Here is a 12831-nt window from a genome sequence, read left to right as displayed (position 1 = left end):
AGCGACTCCTTCATACGCGATCGGCGGGTGGCATCAAAGGATGCCACTCGTCCTCGTCATCGCCGGCGCCTTGATGGCGCTGGTGCTGGCGGTGGCGCTCGCTGTCTCGATCGGCGAGGTGGCGGTGCCCTTTGCCGACGCCTTCCGCGCCATCGCCAACCGCGCCCTTGGGACCCATTACCCGGTCGCGCCGATTCACGAGGGCATCATCTGGGATTACCGCCTGGCGCGCGCGCTGGTCGCCGCCTGTTGCGGGGCTGGCCTCGCTTTGTCCGGCGTGATCCTGCAGGCGCTGCTTCGGAACCCGCTCGCCGAACCCTATGTGCTGGGGATATCGGCGGGTGCTTCGACCGGTGCCGTCGCCGTGGTGATCCTGGGATTGGGCGGCGGCGTTCTCACCCTTTCCACCGGCGCCTTCGGCGGCGCCGTCATCGCCTTTGTCCTGGTGGCACTGCTGGCGGCAGGTTCCGGCGGGGCCGATCGCATCATCCTCGCCGGTGTGGCGGGCTCGCAGCTCTTCCATGCTTTGACCGCCTATATCGTCACCTCCTCGGCCAATGCGGAACAGGCGCGCGGCATCATGTTCTGGCTCCTGGGCAATCTCGGCGGCGTGCGCTGGTCGGATGTGGCGCTGGCGGCGCCCGTGGCGCTGGTCGGATTCCTCGTCTGCCAGGCCCATGCCCGCGCCCTCGATGCCTTCACCTTCGGCACCGATGCGGCGGCGAGTCTCGGCGTCAAGGTGATGCGGGTGCGCCTTATCCTCTTCGGCACCAGCGCCGCCATGACCGCGGCGATGGTGAGTATGGTGGGCTCGATCGGCTTCGTGGGCCTGGTCATTCCCCATGCCGCGCGCTTCCTGGTGGGACCGCATCACGGCCGATTGCTGCCGGCATCGATGATGATCGGCGCGGTCTTCATGGTGCTGGCCGATATCGTCAGCCGCACGATCATCCCGCAGCAGGTGCTGCCCATCGGCGTGGTCACTGCCCTCATCGGCGCGCCGGCCTTCGCCCTCATCCTCTACCGCGCCCGGAGAACACATACATGAGCATCACGACGACGGATATAAGCTGGGGCATCGGCGGCAAGATGATCGTCAATGGCGTCTCGCTCGCCGTGGCACCCGGCAAGACCCTGGGCCTCATCGGCCCCAACGGATCGGGGAAGTCGAGCCTCCTCAAACTCATCTGCGGATTGCGGCAGGTGGCCGGCGGCATCGTGACCCTGGGCGAGATCGATCTTCGGCAGATGCCGCGCCCGCTCATTGCGCGGCGCATCGCCTTTGTCGAGCAGCAGGTGAATACGGAAGCCGCCGTCACGGTCGAAGATGTCGTGCGCCTCGGCCGCACACCGCATCGCGGGGCACTCGCCGCCTGGAATGCCCGCGACGACGCGGCGGTCGAGGGTGCCCTGCGGCAGGTGGGCCTCGCCGCGAAGCGACATCAATCCTGGCACACGCTCTCGGGCGGCGAGAAACAGCGGGCGCAGATCGCGCGGGCACTTGCGCAGACGCCCAGCGAATTGCTGCTGGATGAACCCACCAATCATCTCGATGTGCAGCATCAGCTCGAAATCCTGCATCTGGTGGCGCATTTGCCGGTCACCAGCATCGTGGCGCTCCACGATCTCAACCTCGCCGCCATGTATTGCGACGAGATCGCGGTGCTGCAGGCGGGACGTGTGGTGGCGGCGGGATTGCCGTCGCATGTGCTGACGCGGAATCTCATCCGCGACGTCTTCGGGGTGGAAGCGGTGATCGGCAGCTCGCCCTTTCACAACCGGCCCCATGTCTATTTCGCGCCGGCGCGCGCCGCGACGCCGCAGGCTTTGGAGTTGGCCTCATGAGGCGCGACAATTACTCGCTCAAGGAAGATATCCGCGCCTATTGGTCGAACCGCGCCGAGACCTTCGATCTCGCCTTCGGCCACCGCATTCCGGAAGGCCCCGAGGCGGAGGCCTGGGCGCAGGCGATCCGCGACGGCATCGGCGAGAGCCCGCGCGATGTGCTGGAACTCGCCTGCGGTACCGGCGAGGTGACAAACCTGCTGCTCGCCCTCGGCCACCGGGTGACGGCGCTGGATTTTTCCGAGGCCATGCTGGCGCGAGCGCGCGCGAAACATGCGGATAAAAGCGAGAGAGTGCGCTTTCACCTCGCCGATGCGGAAGCGACCTATCTGCCCGATGCCGGTTTCGACGCGATCATCTGCCGCCATCTGGTCTGGACCCTGACCGATCCGATGGCAGCGTTCCGGGAATGGCATCGGCTGCTGAAACCGGGCGGCGCGCTGCTCTTTTTCGACGGCGATTGGGCGCGGCCCAAGCCGACCGGCCGGATCGCGCAACGCCTTATCTCGCTGATTGATCGCGTGGCAGGCCAGGACGTCCATTACGACGGCGCCATGAGCGAAAGTCACGGCGCCATCATGGCAGCGCTGCCCTTCGGCAAGGGGCTGCGGGCCGAGGACGTCACACCTTTGCTGGAAGAAGCCGGGTTCGGCCAGATTCAACTCTCGTCACATGCTCCGATTGCCAAGGCCCAGCGCAGAACCGCCGATCTCCGCAACAAACTGCGCACCCTGGTCTATCGGCGCTTCATCCTCAAAGCGGTGAAGCCGGGATCCTCCTCATAGCCGATCTGAACGCCGGCCCTCTTCATGGTGGTCAGGCGCCGAAGGCGGAGACGAGAAAGGCCGAGAGCAGCAAGGCCGCCGGCAGGCCGAGATTGCGGGCGAAGTCGGGGAGGCGGTGGCGGGGTTCCTCGGCGGCGAGGCGGCGGACGAGTTCGGCCTGGCGTGCCTCGGCGGCGCGGATTTCCAGAATGCGGATATTGGACATGATCGGGTCTCCTCGAAGATCTGAGCTTTCGCTCTTGGATGAGGAGATAGGGGTCCGGGGTTGATTTCCGAATATCGGGAAGTGGCGGATGCTTGCCTAATCCTCGAAATCGCCGAAGGGATAGGCAAGCGTCTTTAAGGGTCACGCGGCGGTCAGCTTGAGCCCGGCGACCCCGCCCACGATGGCGATCGCCGAGACGATCTTGGCGGCGGTCAGCGCCTCGCCCAGGAACAGGAACCCAAAAACCACCGTGCCCAGGGTGCCGATGGCGGTCCAGATCGGATAGGCGATGCTGACCGGGAGCGATTTCAGAGCCAAGGTCAGAAAGCCGATGCCGCAGATGACGGCGATCGCGGTCACGATGGTGGGGCCGAGCCTGGTGAAGCCCTCGGCATATTTCATGGAGAGCGCGAAGATCACCTCGAAGATCGCAGCGGCACCCAGATAGACCCAGGCCATGACGTGTTTCCTTCTCATTATGCGTGAGTTTCAATCAGCGATGAGATGGATATGGCCTTGACGATGGCGGCGACAAACGCGAACTTCTCAGGCTATGGATGATTCAGTCTCAGCTATAAACCGATGAGCCGGCGCCTGCCCCCGCTCTCCTCCTTGCGTGCCTTCGAGGCGGCGGCGCGGCAGGAGAGTTTCAAGCGCGCGGCGGCCGAACTCGGCGTCACCCCCACCGCGATCAGCCATCAGATCCGGCAATTGGAAGAAGGGCTGGGAATCGCCCTCTTCGAGCGCCAGACCCGGCGGGTGGTGCTGACGCCGGCAGGCCAAGGTTTCTATCCCGAATTGCGCCAGGCCTTCGACCAGATGGCGGGGGCGGTCGAGAAAGTGCAGAAGCGCTCCGCGCGGCAGGTGGCGACCCTTTCGGCCACCGTCGCCTTCACCGCCAAATTGCTGGTGCCGCGGGCGGCGAGCTTTCCGGCCTTGCATCCCGGCTGGGATCTGCGGCTCCATGCCTCGGATGCGGCGGTCGATCTTGCCGCCGGCGAAGCGGATGCCGCGATCCGCTATGGCTTTGGGCGTTACCCCGGTCTCATTTCCGTGCCGCTGCTGACCGATCATTTCGCGCCCCTTTGCAGTCCGCATCTGGGCGTTCGCGAGGGCCGCGATCTTGCCCGCGCGACGCTCATCCATTTCGAATGGGGACCGAGTGCGACGAAGGTAAGCGTCCCTTCCTGGCGCGCCTGGGTGGGACGTGCCGGCAATACCGAGATCGATCCCGAATCCGGTATCACCTTCAATGACGAGAACAGCGCCATCCAGGCGGCGATCGCCGGCCAGGGTGTGGCATTGCTGAGCGTCGCCCTGGTGGCCGCGGAACTGCAATCGGGCGCGCTCATCCAGCCTTTCGGGCCGGTGCTCGACGGCTTGCGCTATGACCTGGTCTATCCAATCGGCGCCGAGAACCGCCCCGCCATCGCGGCCTTGCGGCGATGGGTGCGGGAGGAGATCGTCCCTCATCTTCCGATTTGAGGCCCTTGTCGAGTTGTCTCGCTTCTACCTCATTCTGTCATGGCCCGCTTCAGGCGGGCCATCCACGACTTTCCCGGCCGAGATATAGGAACTCGTGGATCCCCCGCCTTCGCGGGGGATGACAGATAGGACACTGACCAAGAATCGATCCGGTCAGGAATCGAGCTGGGTCTTCAGCCGTTCGAGCTTGTCGGGATTGCGCGTGATGTAGATGGTGTTGATGCGGCCGTCTTCGGCGATGTCGAAGGCAGTGGTCTGGATCATGCCGTCCTTTTCCACCGAGACGAAACCCGGCAGGCCGTCGATCAAGACGTAGCGCAGGAAGGTGGAGTTCGCGAAGGCGTCATGGGCGGCAAGACCAGCGAAGAAGCGCGTCACCTTGTCGATTCCGTAGATGGGGTTCAAGGCGGCGAGGCGCTTGCCGCCGCCATCGGAATAGACGATCGCGGCATTGGCGAGCATGGCCTGCAGGGCGGAAACATCGCCACTGCGCGACGCGGTGAAGAAGGCGGCGGCGATGCTTTCCCCCTCGCCTTCCGGCAGGGGAAAGCGCGGCTTTTCGGCACGCACATGATTGCGCGCGCGCGAAGCCAATTGCCGGCAGGCGGCCTCGTCGCGGTCGATCGCCTTTGCCACTTCGTCGAAACCGAGGCCGAAGACGTCATGCAGCAGAAAGGCAGCACGTTCCAGCGGCGAGAGGCGTTCGAGGGCCAGCATCAAGGTGAGGGTGAGGTCGTCTTGCGCCTCGGTTTCGGATTCGGGCATGACGATGGGTTCCGGCAGCCAGGGGCCGATATAGGTCTCGCGCGTGACGCGGGCGGATTTCAACTGGTCGAGGCAGAGCCGCGTCACGATGCGCGTCAAAAACGCCTCGGGTTCGCGCACGCCGGTGCGGTCGGCACCGAGCCAGCGCAGGAAGGCTTCCTGCGCGATGTCCTCGGCCTCGGCCATCGAGCCCAGCATGCGATAGGCGACGCGCACGAGCCGCCGGCGATGCGGCGCGAAGGTCGCGGCGGCCTCGGCGGCCGCCGCATGTGCCTTCGCGTCAGACATCGTCTGCATCAAGCGCTCTTCGCAGCGCTTTCCTCGCCGAGCGGGTGGATGGCGCGGAAACCGACCGCGAAGCGGTTCCAGCCATTGATGGTGACGATGAGCAAGGTGAGCTCAACCTGTTCCTCCGGCGTGAAATGTTCCTGCAGCAGGGCGTAGTCTGCGTCCGGAGCCCGGGTCTGCGCAAGATTGGTCAGAGCCTCGGTCCAGGCCAAGGCCGCGCGCTCACGCTCGCTGTAGAGCGGCGATTCGCGCCAGGCATTGAGAAGGTAAAGCCGGGCCTCGGATTCGCCGGCCTTGCGGGCGTCCTTGGTGTGCATATCCAGGCAATAGGCGCAGCCATTGATCTGTGAGGCACGGGTCTTCACCAATTCCTGCAGGCTGAATTCCAGTGGGCCAGCGCTGACGCGCTTTTGCAAAGCCAGCATGGCTTGCATGGCATTGGGGTTGGCTTGCCAATGGTTCAATCGCGCTTGCATGACACATCTTCCTTATGGGTTGTGGTACGAGGAAGACGAGCCAGCCCCGGCCGGTGTGACACGGGATCCGGAATTCTTTTTGGGCGCCGGCCCCGAGGCCGGATTTCGGCTGATTGGGCCCTGTTTCACGGCTATTATCACGCCAAACGCAATAATGGGGGCTCGGGTCATGGACCGAATCGAGGCCATGCGCGTCTTCGTGACGGCCCTGGATGAAGGGAGCCTCGCCGCGGCGGGCCGCCGCCTCAACCGGTCGGCGGCGGCGGTGACGCGCGCCATTTCCTTCCTGGAAGCCCATGTCGGCACCCAATTGCTGCACCGGACCACGCGCGCGATCAAATTATCGGAAGCCGGCGAGCGCTATGCCACAGCCTGCCGCCGGGTGCTGGCGGAACTGGAAGAAGCCGATCTGCTGGCCGCCGGCGAAACGGCGGCACCGCGCGGTCTCCTCACCCTCACCGGGCCGCTCTCCAGCGGTGCCCATGTGCTGCGCCCGGTCCTCGATGCCTTCCTCACCACCTATCCGGCGGTCAAGGCGCGGCTGCATCTCCTCGACCGCAAGGTCGCGCTGATCGACGAGGGAATCGATGTCGCCATGCGCATCGCCCATCTCCCCGATTCAAGCCTTATCGCAATGCGTCTCGGCGAGGTGCGCCGCGTGGTCGTGGGGGCGCCCGCATATCTCGCCGGGCGGCCGAAGATCGCGGCACCCGCCGATCTCGCGGACCATCAATGCATCGCCATGAATGTGTTCGGATCGGACAATTGGACCTTCCCGCAGGTGAAGCCCGGCGCCCATCCGCAGATCGTCAAGATCGAGCCGCGCCTGGTCGTCAACACGATCGAGGCGGCAATCGCCTCGGCCGTTGAGGGAAATGGCCTGACCCGGCTTTTTTCATATCAGGTCGCGGATGCGGTGCGCGACGGACGTCTCGAACTTGTTCTCGTCGATCCGCCATCGGCCGCCCTGCCGGTGCATCTGCTGACGCCGGAAGGGCGGCTGGCGGTTTCCAAGGTGCGCGCGTTCTTCGATTTTGCAGTGCCGCGGCTGAAGGCGGAATTCGCGCGCATCTCGCAGCTTTAGGTTTTGGCTTTCTCCGCCGCGCGGTATTCCTCGACCGGCAGGCCGCCCACGCCCCAATCCTCCAGTTCCACCTCGTCGATGACGACGAAAGTGGCGTTCAAGGGCTTGTTGAGGACGTTGAGCAATAATTCGCTCACACCCTTGATGATCGCGGCTTTCTGCGCGCGGGTCGTCCCGCCTTCGCGGGTGATCTTTATATTCACGTATGGCATCGGTTTTCTCCCCTTCTTTCCAGTGACTTCTTACCAATGTCCGGCGCTCTGGCCGCCATCGACATGCAGGATCTCGCCCGTGACGAAACGGGATTGTTCCAGATAGAGAACGCCGTCGACGATGTCGGCAATCTCGCCCATGCGGCCCACGGGATGCAAGGTGGCCAGGAAATTTCGGTCCAGCTTTTCGTTCATCGGCGTCTTGATGATGCCGGGCGAGACCGCGTTCACGCGGATGCCCTGATCGGCATATTCGATGGCGAGCGAGCGCGTCGCGGCATTGATGCCGCCCTTGGTGAGGCTGGCCAGCACCGAGGGCACACCCTTGATCGGCTGATCCACGAGGCTGGTGGTGATGCTGACGATATGGCCGCTCTGGCGCTTCGCCATTTCGGGGATGACGCGCTGGGTCACATGATAGAAGCCAGCGAGATTGGTGCCGAGGATCGCCTGGAAATCCGCCGCATTATAATCCGTGAAGGGCTTGGCGATGAAGATGCCGGCATTGTTGACCAGGCTGTCGATGCGGCCGAAGCGCTCAACGGCCGCGGCGACGACGCGCTCGGCGGTGGCGGGATCGGCGACATCGCCGGAGATCGCGACGAGATCCGCCGCATCGCTTGAGGGGATGCTGCGCGAATTGGCGACGACATTGTATCCCCGGGCGCGATAGCCCTCGACCAGAGCGGCGCCGATGCCCTGCGAGGCACCGGTAATGATGACGACCTTCTTTTCCTCAATCACTTCGTTCTCCTTTGCTGACGGGCACGGCCGGTTCGGGTGGCGGCGCCGATGGGAGAGAAGGTAGGGGACGGCAGGCCGGCGCTGTAGCGGCGCCGGCAGGAAGGCAGTCTTGCAGGGATCGGAAGGATACGGGGGCGCTAGGCCGCCGCCGCTCTCAGCCCCCGCCGGCTGGTCAGCAGCCAGAAGGCCACACTCATGTTGAGGAGGTTCCAGGCGATGCCATGGGCAAAGGCGGCTTCGTAGGAGCCGGTCCAGTCGAAGATGAGGCCGGAGAGCCAGCCGCCCAGCGCCATGCCGGCGACCGTCGCGGTGAGGACCAGGGAGACCCGGGTCCCGGCCTCGCGCGCGGGGAAATAATCGCGCACGATGAGGGCGTAAGACGGCACGATGCCGCCCTGGGAAAGGCCGAACAGGGCGGAGACGATGTAGAGCGAGACGAGACCGTCGAAGGGCAGGTAGAAGATGAGTGCCAGGCATTGCAGTGCCGAGCCTAAGATGAGGGTGCCGATGCCGCCGATCTTGTCGGCGATCACACCGGAGATGAGTCGACTGACCACGCCGAAGCCCAGCATCAGCGAGAGCATTTCGGCCCCGCGCGCCGGGCCGTAACCGAGATCGCCGCAATAGGCGATCATATGGACCTGGGGCATCGCCATGGCCACACAGCAGGCCAGCCCCGCCAGCATCAAAATCAATTGCAGATGCCGCGAGGGGAGCGGCAGGAGCGCGGGACGTCCTGCGCCGTTGCCACCCGCCGGGGCATCGAGATCGGCGCGCCGCCGCAGAACCAGCGCCAGAGGCAGCATGGTGACGAGGCAGAGCATGCCGAGGATGAGATAGGATTGGCGCCAGCCCATGTTGTCGATCATGTGCTGCAGCAGAGGCGGCCAGATGGTGCCGGCGAGATAATTCCCGGAAGCGACGATGGCGATGGCGATGCCGCGGCGGCGCTGGAACCAGTGCGAGATGTCGGCCACCAGCGGACCGAAAGTGGCCGAGCAGCCGAGGAGACCGATGAGTCCCGCCTGGATGACGACGAATTGCCAATAGCTGCTCGAGAGCGAGGCGAGACCGAAGCCCGCCGCCAGCATGACGGCGCCGGCAACGATCGGCCAGAAGATGCCGAATTTGTCGCTGAAGCGCCCCATCAACACGCCGCCCAGCGCAAAGCCGATCATGGTCGCGGTATAGGGCAAGGAGGCGCCACCGCGCCCGGTGCCAAATTCGGCCTCGATCGTGGGCAGCACCACCACCGGCGACCACAGGCCGATGCCACCCATGACGGCGATGCCGAGGGCCGCCCAGAGGCGCAGCCAGGCGTAACGGGAATCGACGAGATCGCCGGTCATTGCGGGATACCGATGAAGACTGTCAGCGCGCAGCGATGGCGGCGGCGACGCCGGCCAGCAAGCCGCCGGTGGCGCGGTTGACGATGCGCATCTGCTTCGGCGAGGCGATGAAGCGCCGCGCCCGATCGGCGAGCGCCGCATAGAACACCATGATGGCGGCGAGGATCACCGCCATCAGCACGCAGAGCTCGGCGATGGTGAAGGCGCTCATGGTCTCGACGCTGACCACCTGCGGCAGGATGGCGAGGAAGAAGACCATGGTCTTCGGATTGCCGAGCGTCATGGAGAGGCCGGACAGCGCCAGGCGCAAGCCTTCGCCCTTCACATATTGCTGACCTTCCGGCGAGGTCGCGGGTGCCGTCCAGAGCTTCCAGGCGAGATAAGCGAGATAGGCAGCACCCGCATATTTGATGATCTGGAAGACGATGTGGAAATTCTGCGCAAGGGCCGCGAGGCCGCCCACCACGAAACCGAACCAGACGAGATCACCCAGCACGATGCCGAGGATGAAGGGAAGCGTGCGACGAATCCCCGTCGCCATGCCGCGCGCCACCACGGCGGCGACACCCGGCCCCGGTGAAAAGACCGCCGCGGCGTAAATGCCGGCGAAGATGAGAAGTGCCGTGAAGGTCATGATGCTGGGCCCCTGAGTGATGGCGGAAAGAGTGCCGCAATCCAGCGCCCGTCACCAGCGCGGGCTGGGCATAGGGGTCATGCCGGAAAGCTCAAACGCGCGGATTGTACCGAGACATCAATGGCCAAGCCCGGTCGACCCACCGCCGAGACCCGTCGAACCCGGCGGCGGCACAATCGGCGTGGGCGCACGCTGGATCTGCTGGCTGGGGAGCGGCGAGGTCTTGCGCAGCCGGTCGCCGCTGGAAAGGCCGCGGCTGTCGGAGGGGCGCAGGCGATCGCCGCCGGTGCCGCCATGCCCCGTGCTTTGCGCCGGCACATTGCGGCAATTGGCGGCGGTATTGCCGCCGACACAACCGGTCGGGTCCTGGATGGCGCCGGGATCGGCAAGAACGGGGGCCGCGAGGAAAGCGAGAGCCGCGACGATCAAACCGAGACGTAAATGGGGCATGGCAGATGTCCTTTCCGGTCCCCTGCCGGCTGGAACCACCGCCCCGGGCATGGGGTGGTTTTCCCGCCAACACTCCTTAAATGGCGTGCCGCCGGGCCAGTTCCAGCCCGATGCGACACTTTCTCCGGGAATCTTGTGAAGCCCTTCACAGCCAGCGTGAACCAGCACGGGCATATCCATTGCAACGCGCCGCATGGGACGGCGCCGATTCGGATGGAGTGCAAGAAGATGAATGAAGCGATGGAACAGATGGCCCTGCGATCGCCGACCCGGGCGCGGCCCAACCGCTGGTGGCGATGCCTGACCCGGCGCTGGCGCATGGCCTGGGATAGCTGGAAGACCCAGCGCGCCCTGGAGCACCTGGACGACCGGATGCTGAACGATATTGGCGTCTCGCGTTGCGAGATCGTTAGCGGCGCCTATCGCCTGGCGCGCGACCTGCCCTTCTCGGACAGACGCTAATAGCCAGGCGTTGATGGCCAGGCGCCAATAGGCCGTCAGGTGAGCGACGCGAAGGCTTCGACCAGCTTGGTCGGGCCGGAGACGATGAGGAGATCGCCGGCGGCAATCAGCGTGTCCGGCTGGGCATAGGTGAAATCGGTCCGGGGCCGTTTCACGCCGACGATGGTGATGCCGTATTTGGTGCGCAAGGCGGATTGTGCCAGCGTGAGGCCGACGGCTTCGCGCGGGGCGCGCGTCTTGGCGATGGCGAAACCGTCGTCGAATTCGATGAAATCGATCATGCGGCCGGTGACCAGATGGGCGACGCGCTCGCCCATCTCCATCTCGGGATAGACCACGTGATGGGCACCGGTGCGTTCCAGGATGCGGCCGTGGCGCTCGCTCAGGGCCTTGACCCAGATATCCTTGACGCCGAGTTCCGAGAGCCCCAGCACCGTGAGCACGCTGGCCTCGAGATCATTGCCGATCCCTACCACGGCGCTTTCGAAATCCTGCACGCCGATGCGGCGCAGGGTATCGGCGCTGGTGGTATCGGCCTGCACCACATGAGTGAGCGTATCGGCCCAGCGTTGCACCAGTTCCGCATCTTCGTCGATGCCGAGCACGTCATGGCCGAGGCGCACGAGGGATTCGGCGACCGCGCCGCCGAAACGGCCGAGGCCGATCACGACGACGCTGTTGCTGCTGGGCTGAAAGGTCTTAGCCAACGATCGGGCGCTCCTCTGGATAGCGGAAGGGCTGCTGCCTGGGGCGCAGAGCCAAGGCGGTCGCGATGGTAATCGTGCCGATGCGGCCGACGAACATCAACAGAATGATGACGCATTGCGCCGCCGGCGGCAGCTTTCCGGTGATCCCGGTCGAGATGCCGGTGGTGGAGAAGGCCGAGATCGCCTCGAAGATGAGGAAGCTCGGCCGGAAATCGGCGAGTGCCAGCAAGGCAAGCGACGCGCAGAAGACGACCACCACTGTCAGCAGCACAACGGTAAGCGCCTGGCGCTGCACGTCGCTGGAGAGGCGGCGGCCGAAGGCGCTGGCATCGGCATCGGCGCGGATCTCGGCCCAGATAATGAGGCTGAGGATCAGGAAGGTGCCGACCTTGATGCCGCCCGCGGTGCTGGCGCTGCCGCCGCCGATCAGCATCAGGGCATAGGAGACGACGAAGGAGGACGGCGTCATCGCCGCGACGTCGATCGTGTTGAAACCGGCAGTGCGCAAAGTCACCGAATGGAAGAGCGCGTTGAGCATCCGCCCGCCCCCATCGAAAGCGCCCAGTGTCGCCGGATTGTTCCATTCATAAAAAAGGAAAGCGAGGAAACCCGCCGGCAGCAGGATCGCGGAACCCAGGAGCGTGATCTTGGTGTGGAGGCTCCATTTCACCGGCCGCCCGGGATCCCGCCGGAGATCGTAGAGCACCGGCAGACCGATGCCGCCCAGGAGGATCGAGAGCATCACCGGCACCAAAATGAGGGGATCGAGGGCGAAGCGGACGAGGCTGTCGGAATAGGTCGAGAAGCCGGAATTATTGAAAGAAGAAGCGGCGTGGAAAATGCCATACCAGAGGGCGTTGCCCCAGGTCTCGCCATAGCCGAAATGGAAGCGCAAGGTGAGGATGACGGCGACCAGGGCCTCGGTCGCGAAGGTCACCGCGATGACCATCTTCAAGATCCCGAAGACATCGCCGATGGCAAGACCGCGATTTTCGGTCTGCGCCACCAGCCGCGTGGTAAGGCGCAGACGCCGCGTCACCAGCACGCCCAGCAAGGTCGCACCACTCATGATGCCGAGCCCGCCCGCCTGGAACAGAACCAGGATCACCCCCTGGCCGAAGCCCGACCAATAGGTCGGCGTATCGACCACGATGAGGCCGTTGACACAGACCGCCGAGGTGGCGGTGAAGAGCGCCACCAGGAACGTGGCACCGCCCGATCCGGCCTTGGCGATGGGCAGCATCAGCAGAAAGGTGCCGAGCGCAATGGCGGCGATGAAGGCCAGCGGCACCAAACGCGTGGGATGCTGCAGCGAATCGCGCAATCTCGAAAACTCCCCG

At 65.0% G+C, this 12831-nt stretch carries 17 protein-coding genes; 6 read left to right on the top strand and 11 right to left on the bottom strand.

Going from position 1 to position 12831, the window contains the following annotated elements; translation table 11 throughout:
* The first annotated feature begins 40 nt into the window (after positions 1-40).
* Genes ACE3PR_RS08660 through ACE3PR_RS08650 form a run of 3 tightly spaced genes read left to right on the top strand, consistent with a single transcriptional unit; the run spans position 41 to position 2630 of the window.
* Positions 41-1048 carry a FecCD family ABC transporter permease gene (locus ACE3PR_RS08660; protein ID WP_374370618.1) on the top strand — a complete coding sequence of 336 codons (1008 nt, stop codon included), beginning with the start codon at positions 41-43 and terminating at the stop codon, positions 1046-1048.
* The gene (locus ACE3PR_RS08655) at positions 1045-1845 is read left to right on the top strand and encodes an ABC transporter ATP-binding protein (protein ID WP_374370615.1); all 801 of its coding nucleotides are present in this window, start codon (positions 1045-1047) and stop codon (positions 1843-1845) included. Before ACE3PR_RS08660 ends, ACE3PR_RS08655 begins: the two co-directional genes overlap by 4 nt.
* Positions 1842-2630: a class I SAM-dependent methyltransferase gene (locus tag ACE3PR_RS08650; protein ID WP_374370612.1), complete on the top strand. Its 789-nt coding sequence runs from the start codon at positions 1842-1844 to the stop codon at positions 2628-2630. The genes ACE3PR_RS08655 and ACE3PR_RS08650 overlap by 4 nt, the downstream gene beginning before the upstream one ends.
* 31 nt (positions 2631-2661) lie before the next feature.
* On the opposite strand, the gene ACE3PR_RS08645 is transcribed toward ACE3PR_RS08650, so the two are convergent.
* Together ACE3PR_RS08645 and ACE3PR_RS08640 are read right to left on the bottom strand one after the other, a co-directional pair.
* Entirely contained in the window at positions 2662-2835 is a 174-nt protein-coding gene (locus ACE3PR_RS08645; RefSeq protein WP_374370609.1) for a hypothetical protein, read from the bottom strand.
* A 141-nt stretch (positions 2836-2976) separates the two neighbouring features.
* Positions 2977-3294: a multidrug efflux SMR transporter gene (locus ACE3PR_RS08640; protein ID WP_374370606.1), complete on the bottom strand. Its 318-nt coding sequence runs from the start codon at positions 3292-3294 to the stop codon at positions 2977-2979.
* Positions 3295-3417: 123 nt separating this feature from the next.
* Between ACE3PR_RS08640 and gcvA the strand changes: the two genes are divergently transcribed.
* Entirely contained in the window at positions 3418-4320 is a 903-nt protein-coding gene (gcvA, locus tag ACE3PR_RS08635) for a transcriptional regulator GcvA (protein ID WP_374370603.1), read from the top strand.
* A gap of 153 nt (positions 4321-4473) precedes the next feature.
* Here gcvA and ACE3PR_RS08630 read toward each other — a convergent pair whose 3' ends face one another.
* The gene (locus tag ACE3PR_RS08630; RefSeq protein WP_374370600.1) at positions 4474-5382 is read right to left on the bottom strand and encodes a sigma-70 family RNA polymerase sigma factor; all 909 of its coding nucleotides are present in this window, start codon (positions 5380-5382) and stop codon (positions 4474-4476) included.
* Complete coding sequence (locus ACE3PR_RS08625; RefSeq protein WP_374370597.1) at positions 5382-5849, bottom strand: carboxymuconolactone decarboxylase family protein; 468 nt, start codon at positions 5847-5849, stop codon at positions 5382-5384. The genes ACE3PR_RS08630 and ACE3PR_RS08625 overlap by 1 nt, the downstream gene beginning before the upstream one ends.
* A 169-nt stretch (positions 5850-6018) precedes the next feature.
* Here ACE3PR_RS08625 and ACE3PR_RS08620 point away from each other — a divergent pair, with 169 nt between their 5' ends.
* Entirely contained in the window at positions 6019-6933 is a 915-nt protein-coding gene (locus ACE3PR_RS08620; protein ID WP_374370594.1) for a LysR family transcriptional regulator, read from the top strand.
* Here the strand turns inward: ACE3PR_RS08620 and ACE3PR_RS08615 are convergent.
* The 5 genes from ACE3PR_RS08615 to ACE3PR_RS08595 all read right to left on the bottom strand — a co-directional run bounded on the left by ACE3PR_RS08615 (position 6930) and on the right by ACE3PR_RS08595 (position 10322).
* Positions 6930-7145 carry a 4-oxalocrotonate tautomerase family protein gene (locus ACE3PR_RS08615; RefSeq protein WP_374370591.1) on the bottom strand — a complete coding sequence of 72 codons (216 nt, stop codon included), beginning with the start codon at positions 7143-7145 and terminating at the stop codon, positions 6930-6932. The two genes, ACE3PR_RS08620 and ACE3PR_RS08615, sit on opposite strands and share 4 nt — an antisense overlap.
* A gap of 30 nt (positions 7146-7175) precedes the next feature.
* Positions 7176-7889, bottom strand: coding sequence for an SDR family NAD(P)-dependent oxidoreductase (locus tag ACE3PR_RS08610; RefSeq protein ID WP_374370588.1), 714 nt, complete (start codon positions 7887-7889; stop codon positions 7176-7178).
* Between the two features lie 137 nt (positions 7890-8026).
* Entirely contained in the window at positions 8027-9238 is a 1212-nt protein-coding gene (locus tag ACE3PR_RS08605; RefSeq protein ID WP_374370585.1) for an MFS transporter, read from the bottom strand.
* A gap of 22 nt (positions 9239-9260) precedes the next feature.
* Positions 9261-9872, bottom strand: coding sequence for a LysE family translocator (locus ACE3PR_RS08600; protein ID WP_374370582.1), 612 nt, complete (start codon positions 9870-9872; stop codon positions 9261-9263).
* Positions 9873-9989: 117 nt separating this feature from the next.
* Positions 9990-10322 carry a hypothetical protein gene (locus ACE3PR_RS08595; RefSeq protein WP_374370579.1) on the bottom strand — a complete coding sequence of 111 codons (333 nt, stop codon included), beginning with the start codon at positions 10320-10322 and terminating at the stop codon, positions 9990-9992.
* A gap of 228 nt (positions 10323-10550) precedes the next feature.
* Here ACE3PR_RS08595 and ACE3PR_RS08590 point away from each other — a divergent pair, with 228 nt between their 5' ends.
* Positions 10551-10784, top strand: a complete 234-nt coding sequence (locus ACE3PR_RS08590) for a DUF1127 domain-containing protein (RefSeq protein ID WP_374370576.1) — start codon at positions 10551-10553, stop codon at positions 10782-10784.
* A 35-nt stretch (positions 10785-10819) separates the two neighbouring features.
* Here the strand turns inward: ACE3PR_RS08590 and ACE3PR_RS08585 are convergent, their stop codons facing one another.
* Positions 10820-11491 (bottom strand): TrkA family potassium uptake protein, encoded by a 672-nt coding sequence (locus ACE3PR_RS08585; RefSeq protein WP_374370573.1) that lies wholly within the window; start codon positions 11489-11491, stop codon positions 10820-10822.
* Entirely contained in the window at positions 11484-12815 is a 1332-nt protein-coding gene (locus ACE3PR_RS08580) for a TrkH family potassium uptake protein (protein WP_374370570.1), read from the bottom strand. The genes ACE3PR_RS08585 and ACE3PR_RS08580 overlap by 8 nt, the downstream gene beginning before the upstream one ends.
* Positions 12816-12831 lie beyond the last annotated feature (16 nt).

The sequence above is a fragment of the Dongia sp. genome, from assembly GCF_041909655.1.
Taxonomy (GTDB): Bacteria; Pseudomonadota; Alphaproteobacteria; order Dongiales; family Dongiaceae; genus Dongia.
Note: the sequence above shows the minus strand (reverse complement) of the source record. Positions and strands in the feature narration are given on the sequence as shown.

What these genes read in the sequence shown, in the direction of transcription:
- ACE3PR_RS08660 (WP_374370618.1), top strand. Translation starts at nt 41, where the DNA reads ATGCCACTCGTCCTCGTCATCGCCGGCGCCTTGATGGCGCTGGTGCTG.
- ACE3PR_RS08655 (WP_374370615.1), top strand. Translation starts at nt 1,045, where the DNA reads ATGAGCATCACGACGACGGATATAAGCTGGGGCATCGGCGGCAAGATG.
- ACE3PR_RS08650 (WP_374370612.1), top strand. Translation starts at nt 1,842, where the DNA reads ATGAGGCGCGACAATTACTCGCTCAAGGAAGATATCCGCGCCTATTGG.
- ACE3PR_RS08645 (WP_374370609.1), bottom strand. Translation starts at nt 2,835, where the DNA reads ATGTCCAATATCCGCATTCTGGAAATCCGCGCCGCCGAGGCACGCCAG.
- ACE3PR_RS08640 (WP_374370606.1), bottom strand. Translation starts at nt 3,294, where the DNA reads ATGGCCTGGGTCTATCTGGGTGCCGCTGCGATCTTCGAGGTGATCTTC.
- gcvA (WP_374370603.1), top strand. Translation starts at nt 3,418, where the DNA reads ATGAGCCGGCGCCTGCCCCCGCTCTCCTCCTTGCGTGCCTTCGAGGCG.
- ACE3PR_RS08630 (WP_374370600.1), bottom strand. Translation starts at nt 5,382, where the DNA reads ATGCAGACGATGTCTGACGCGAAGGCACATGCGGCGGCCGCCGAGGCC.
- ACE3PR_RS08625 (WP_374370597.1), bottom strand. Translation starts at nt 5,849, where the DNA reads ATGCAAGCGCGATTGAACCATTGGCAAGCCAACCCCAATGCCATGCAA.
- ACE3PR_RS08620 (WP_374370594.1), top strand. Translation starts at nt 6,019, where the DNA reads ATGGACCGAATCGAGGCCATGCGCGTCTTCGTGACGGCCCTGGATGAA.
- ACE3PR_RS08615 (WP_374370591.1), bottom strand. Translation starts at nt 7,145, where the DNA reads ATGCCATACGTGAATATAAAGATCACCCGCGAAGGCGGGACGACCCGC.
- ACE3PR_RS08605 (WP_374370585.1), bottom strand. Translation starts at nt 9,238, where the DNA reads ATGACCGGCGATCTCGTCGATTCCCGTTACGCCTGGCTGCGCCTCTGG.
- ACE3PR_RS08600 (WP_374370582.1), bottom strand. Translation starts at nt 9,872, where the DNA reads ATGACCTTCACGGCACTTCTCATCTTCGCCGGCATTTACGCCGCGGCG.
- ACE3PR_RS08595 (WP_374370579.1), bottom strand. Translation starts at nt 10,322, where the DNA reads ATGCCCCATTTACGTCTCGGTTTGATCGTCGCGGCTCTCGCTTTCCTC.
- ACE3PR_RS08590 (WP_374370576.1), top strand. Translation starts at nt 10,551, where the DNA reads ATGAATGAAGCGATGGAACAGATGGCCCTGCGATCGCCGACCCGGGCG.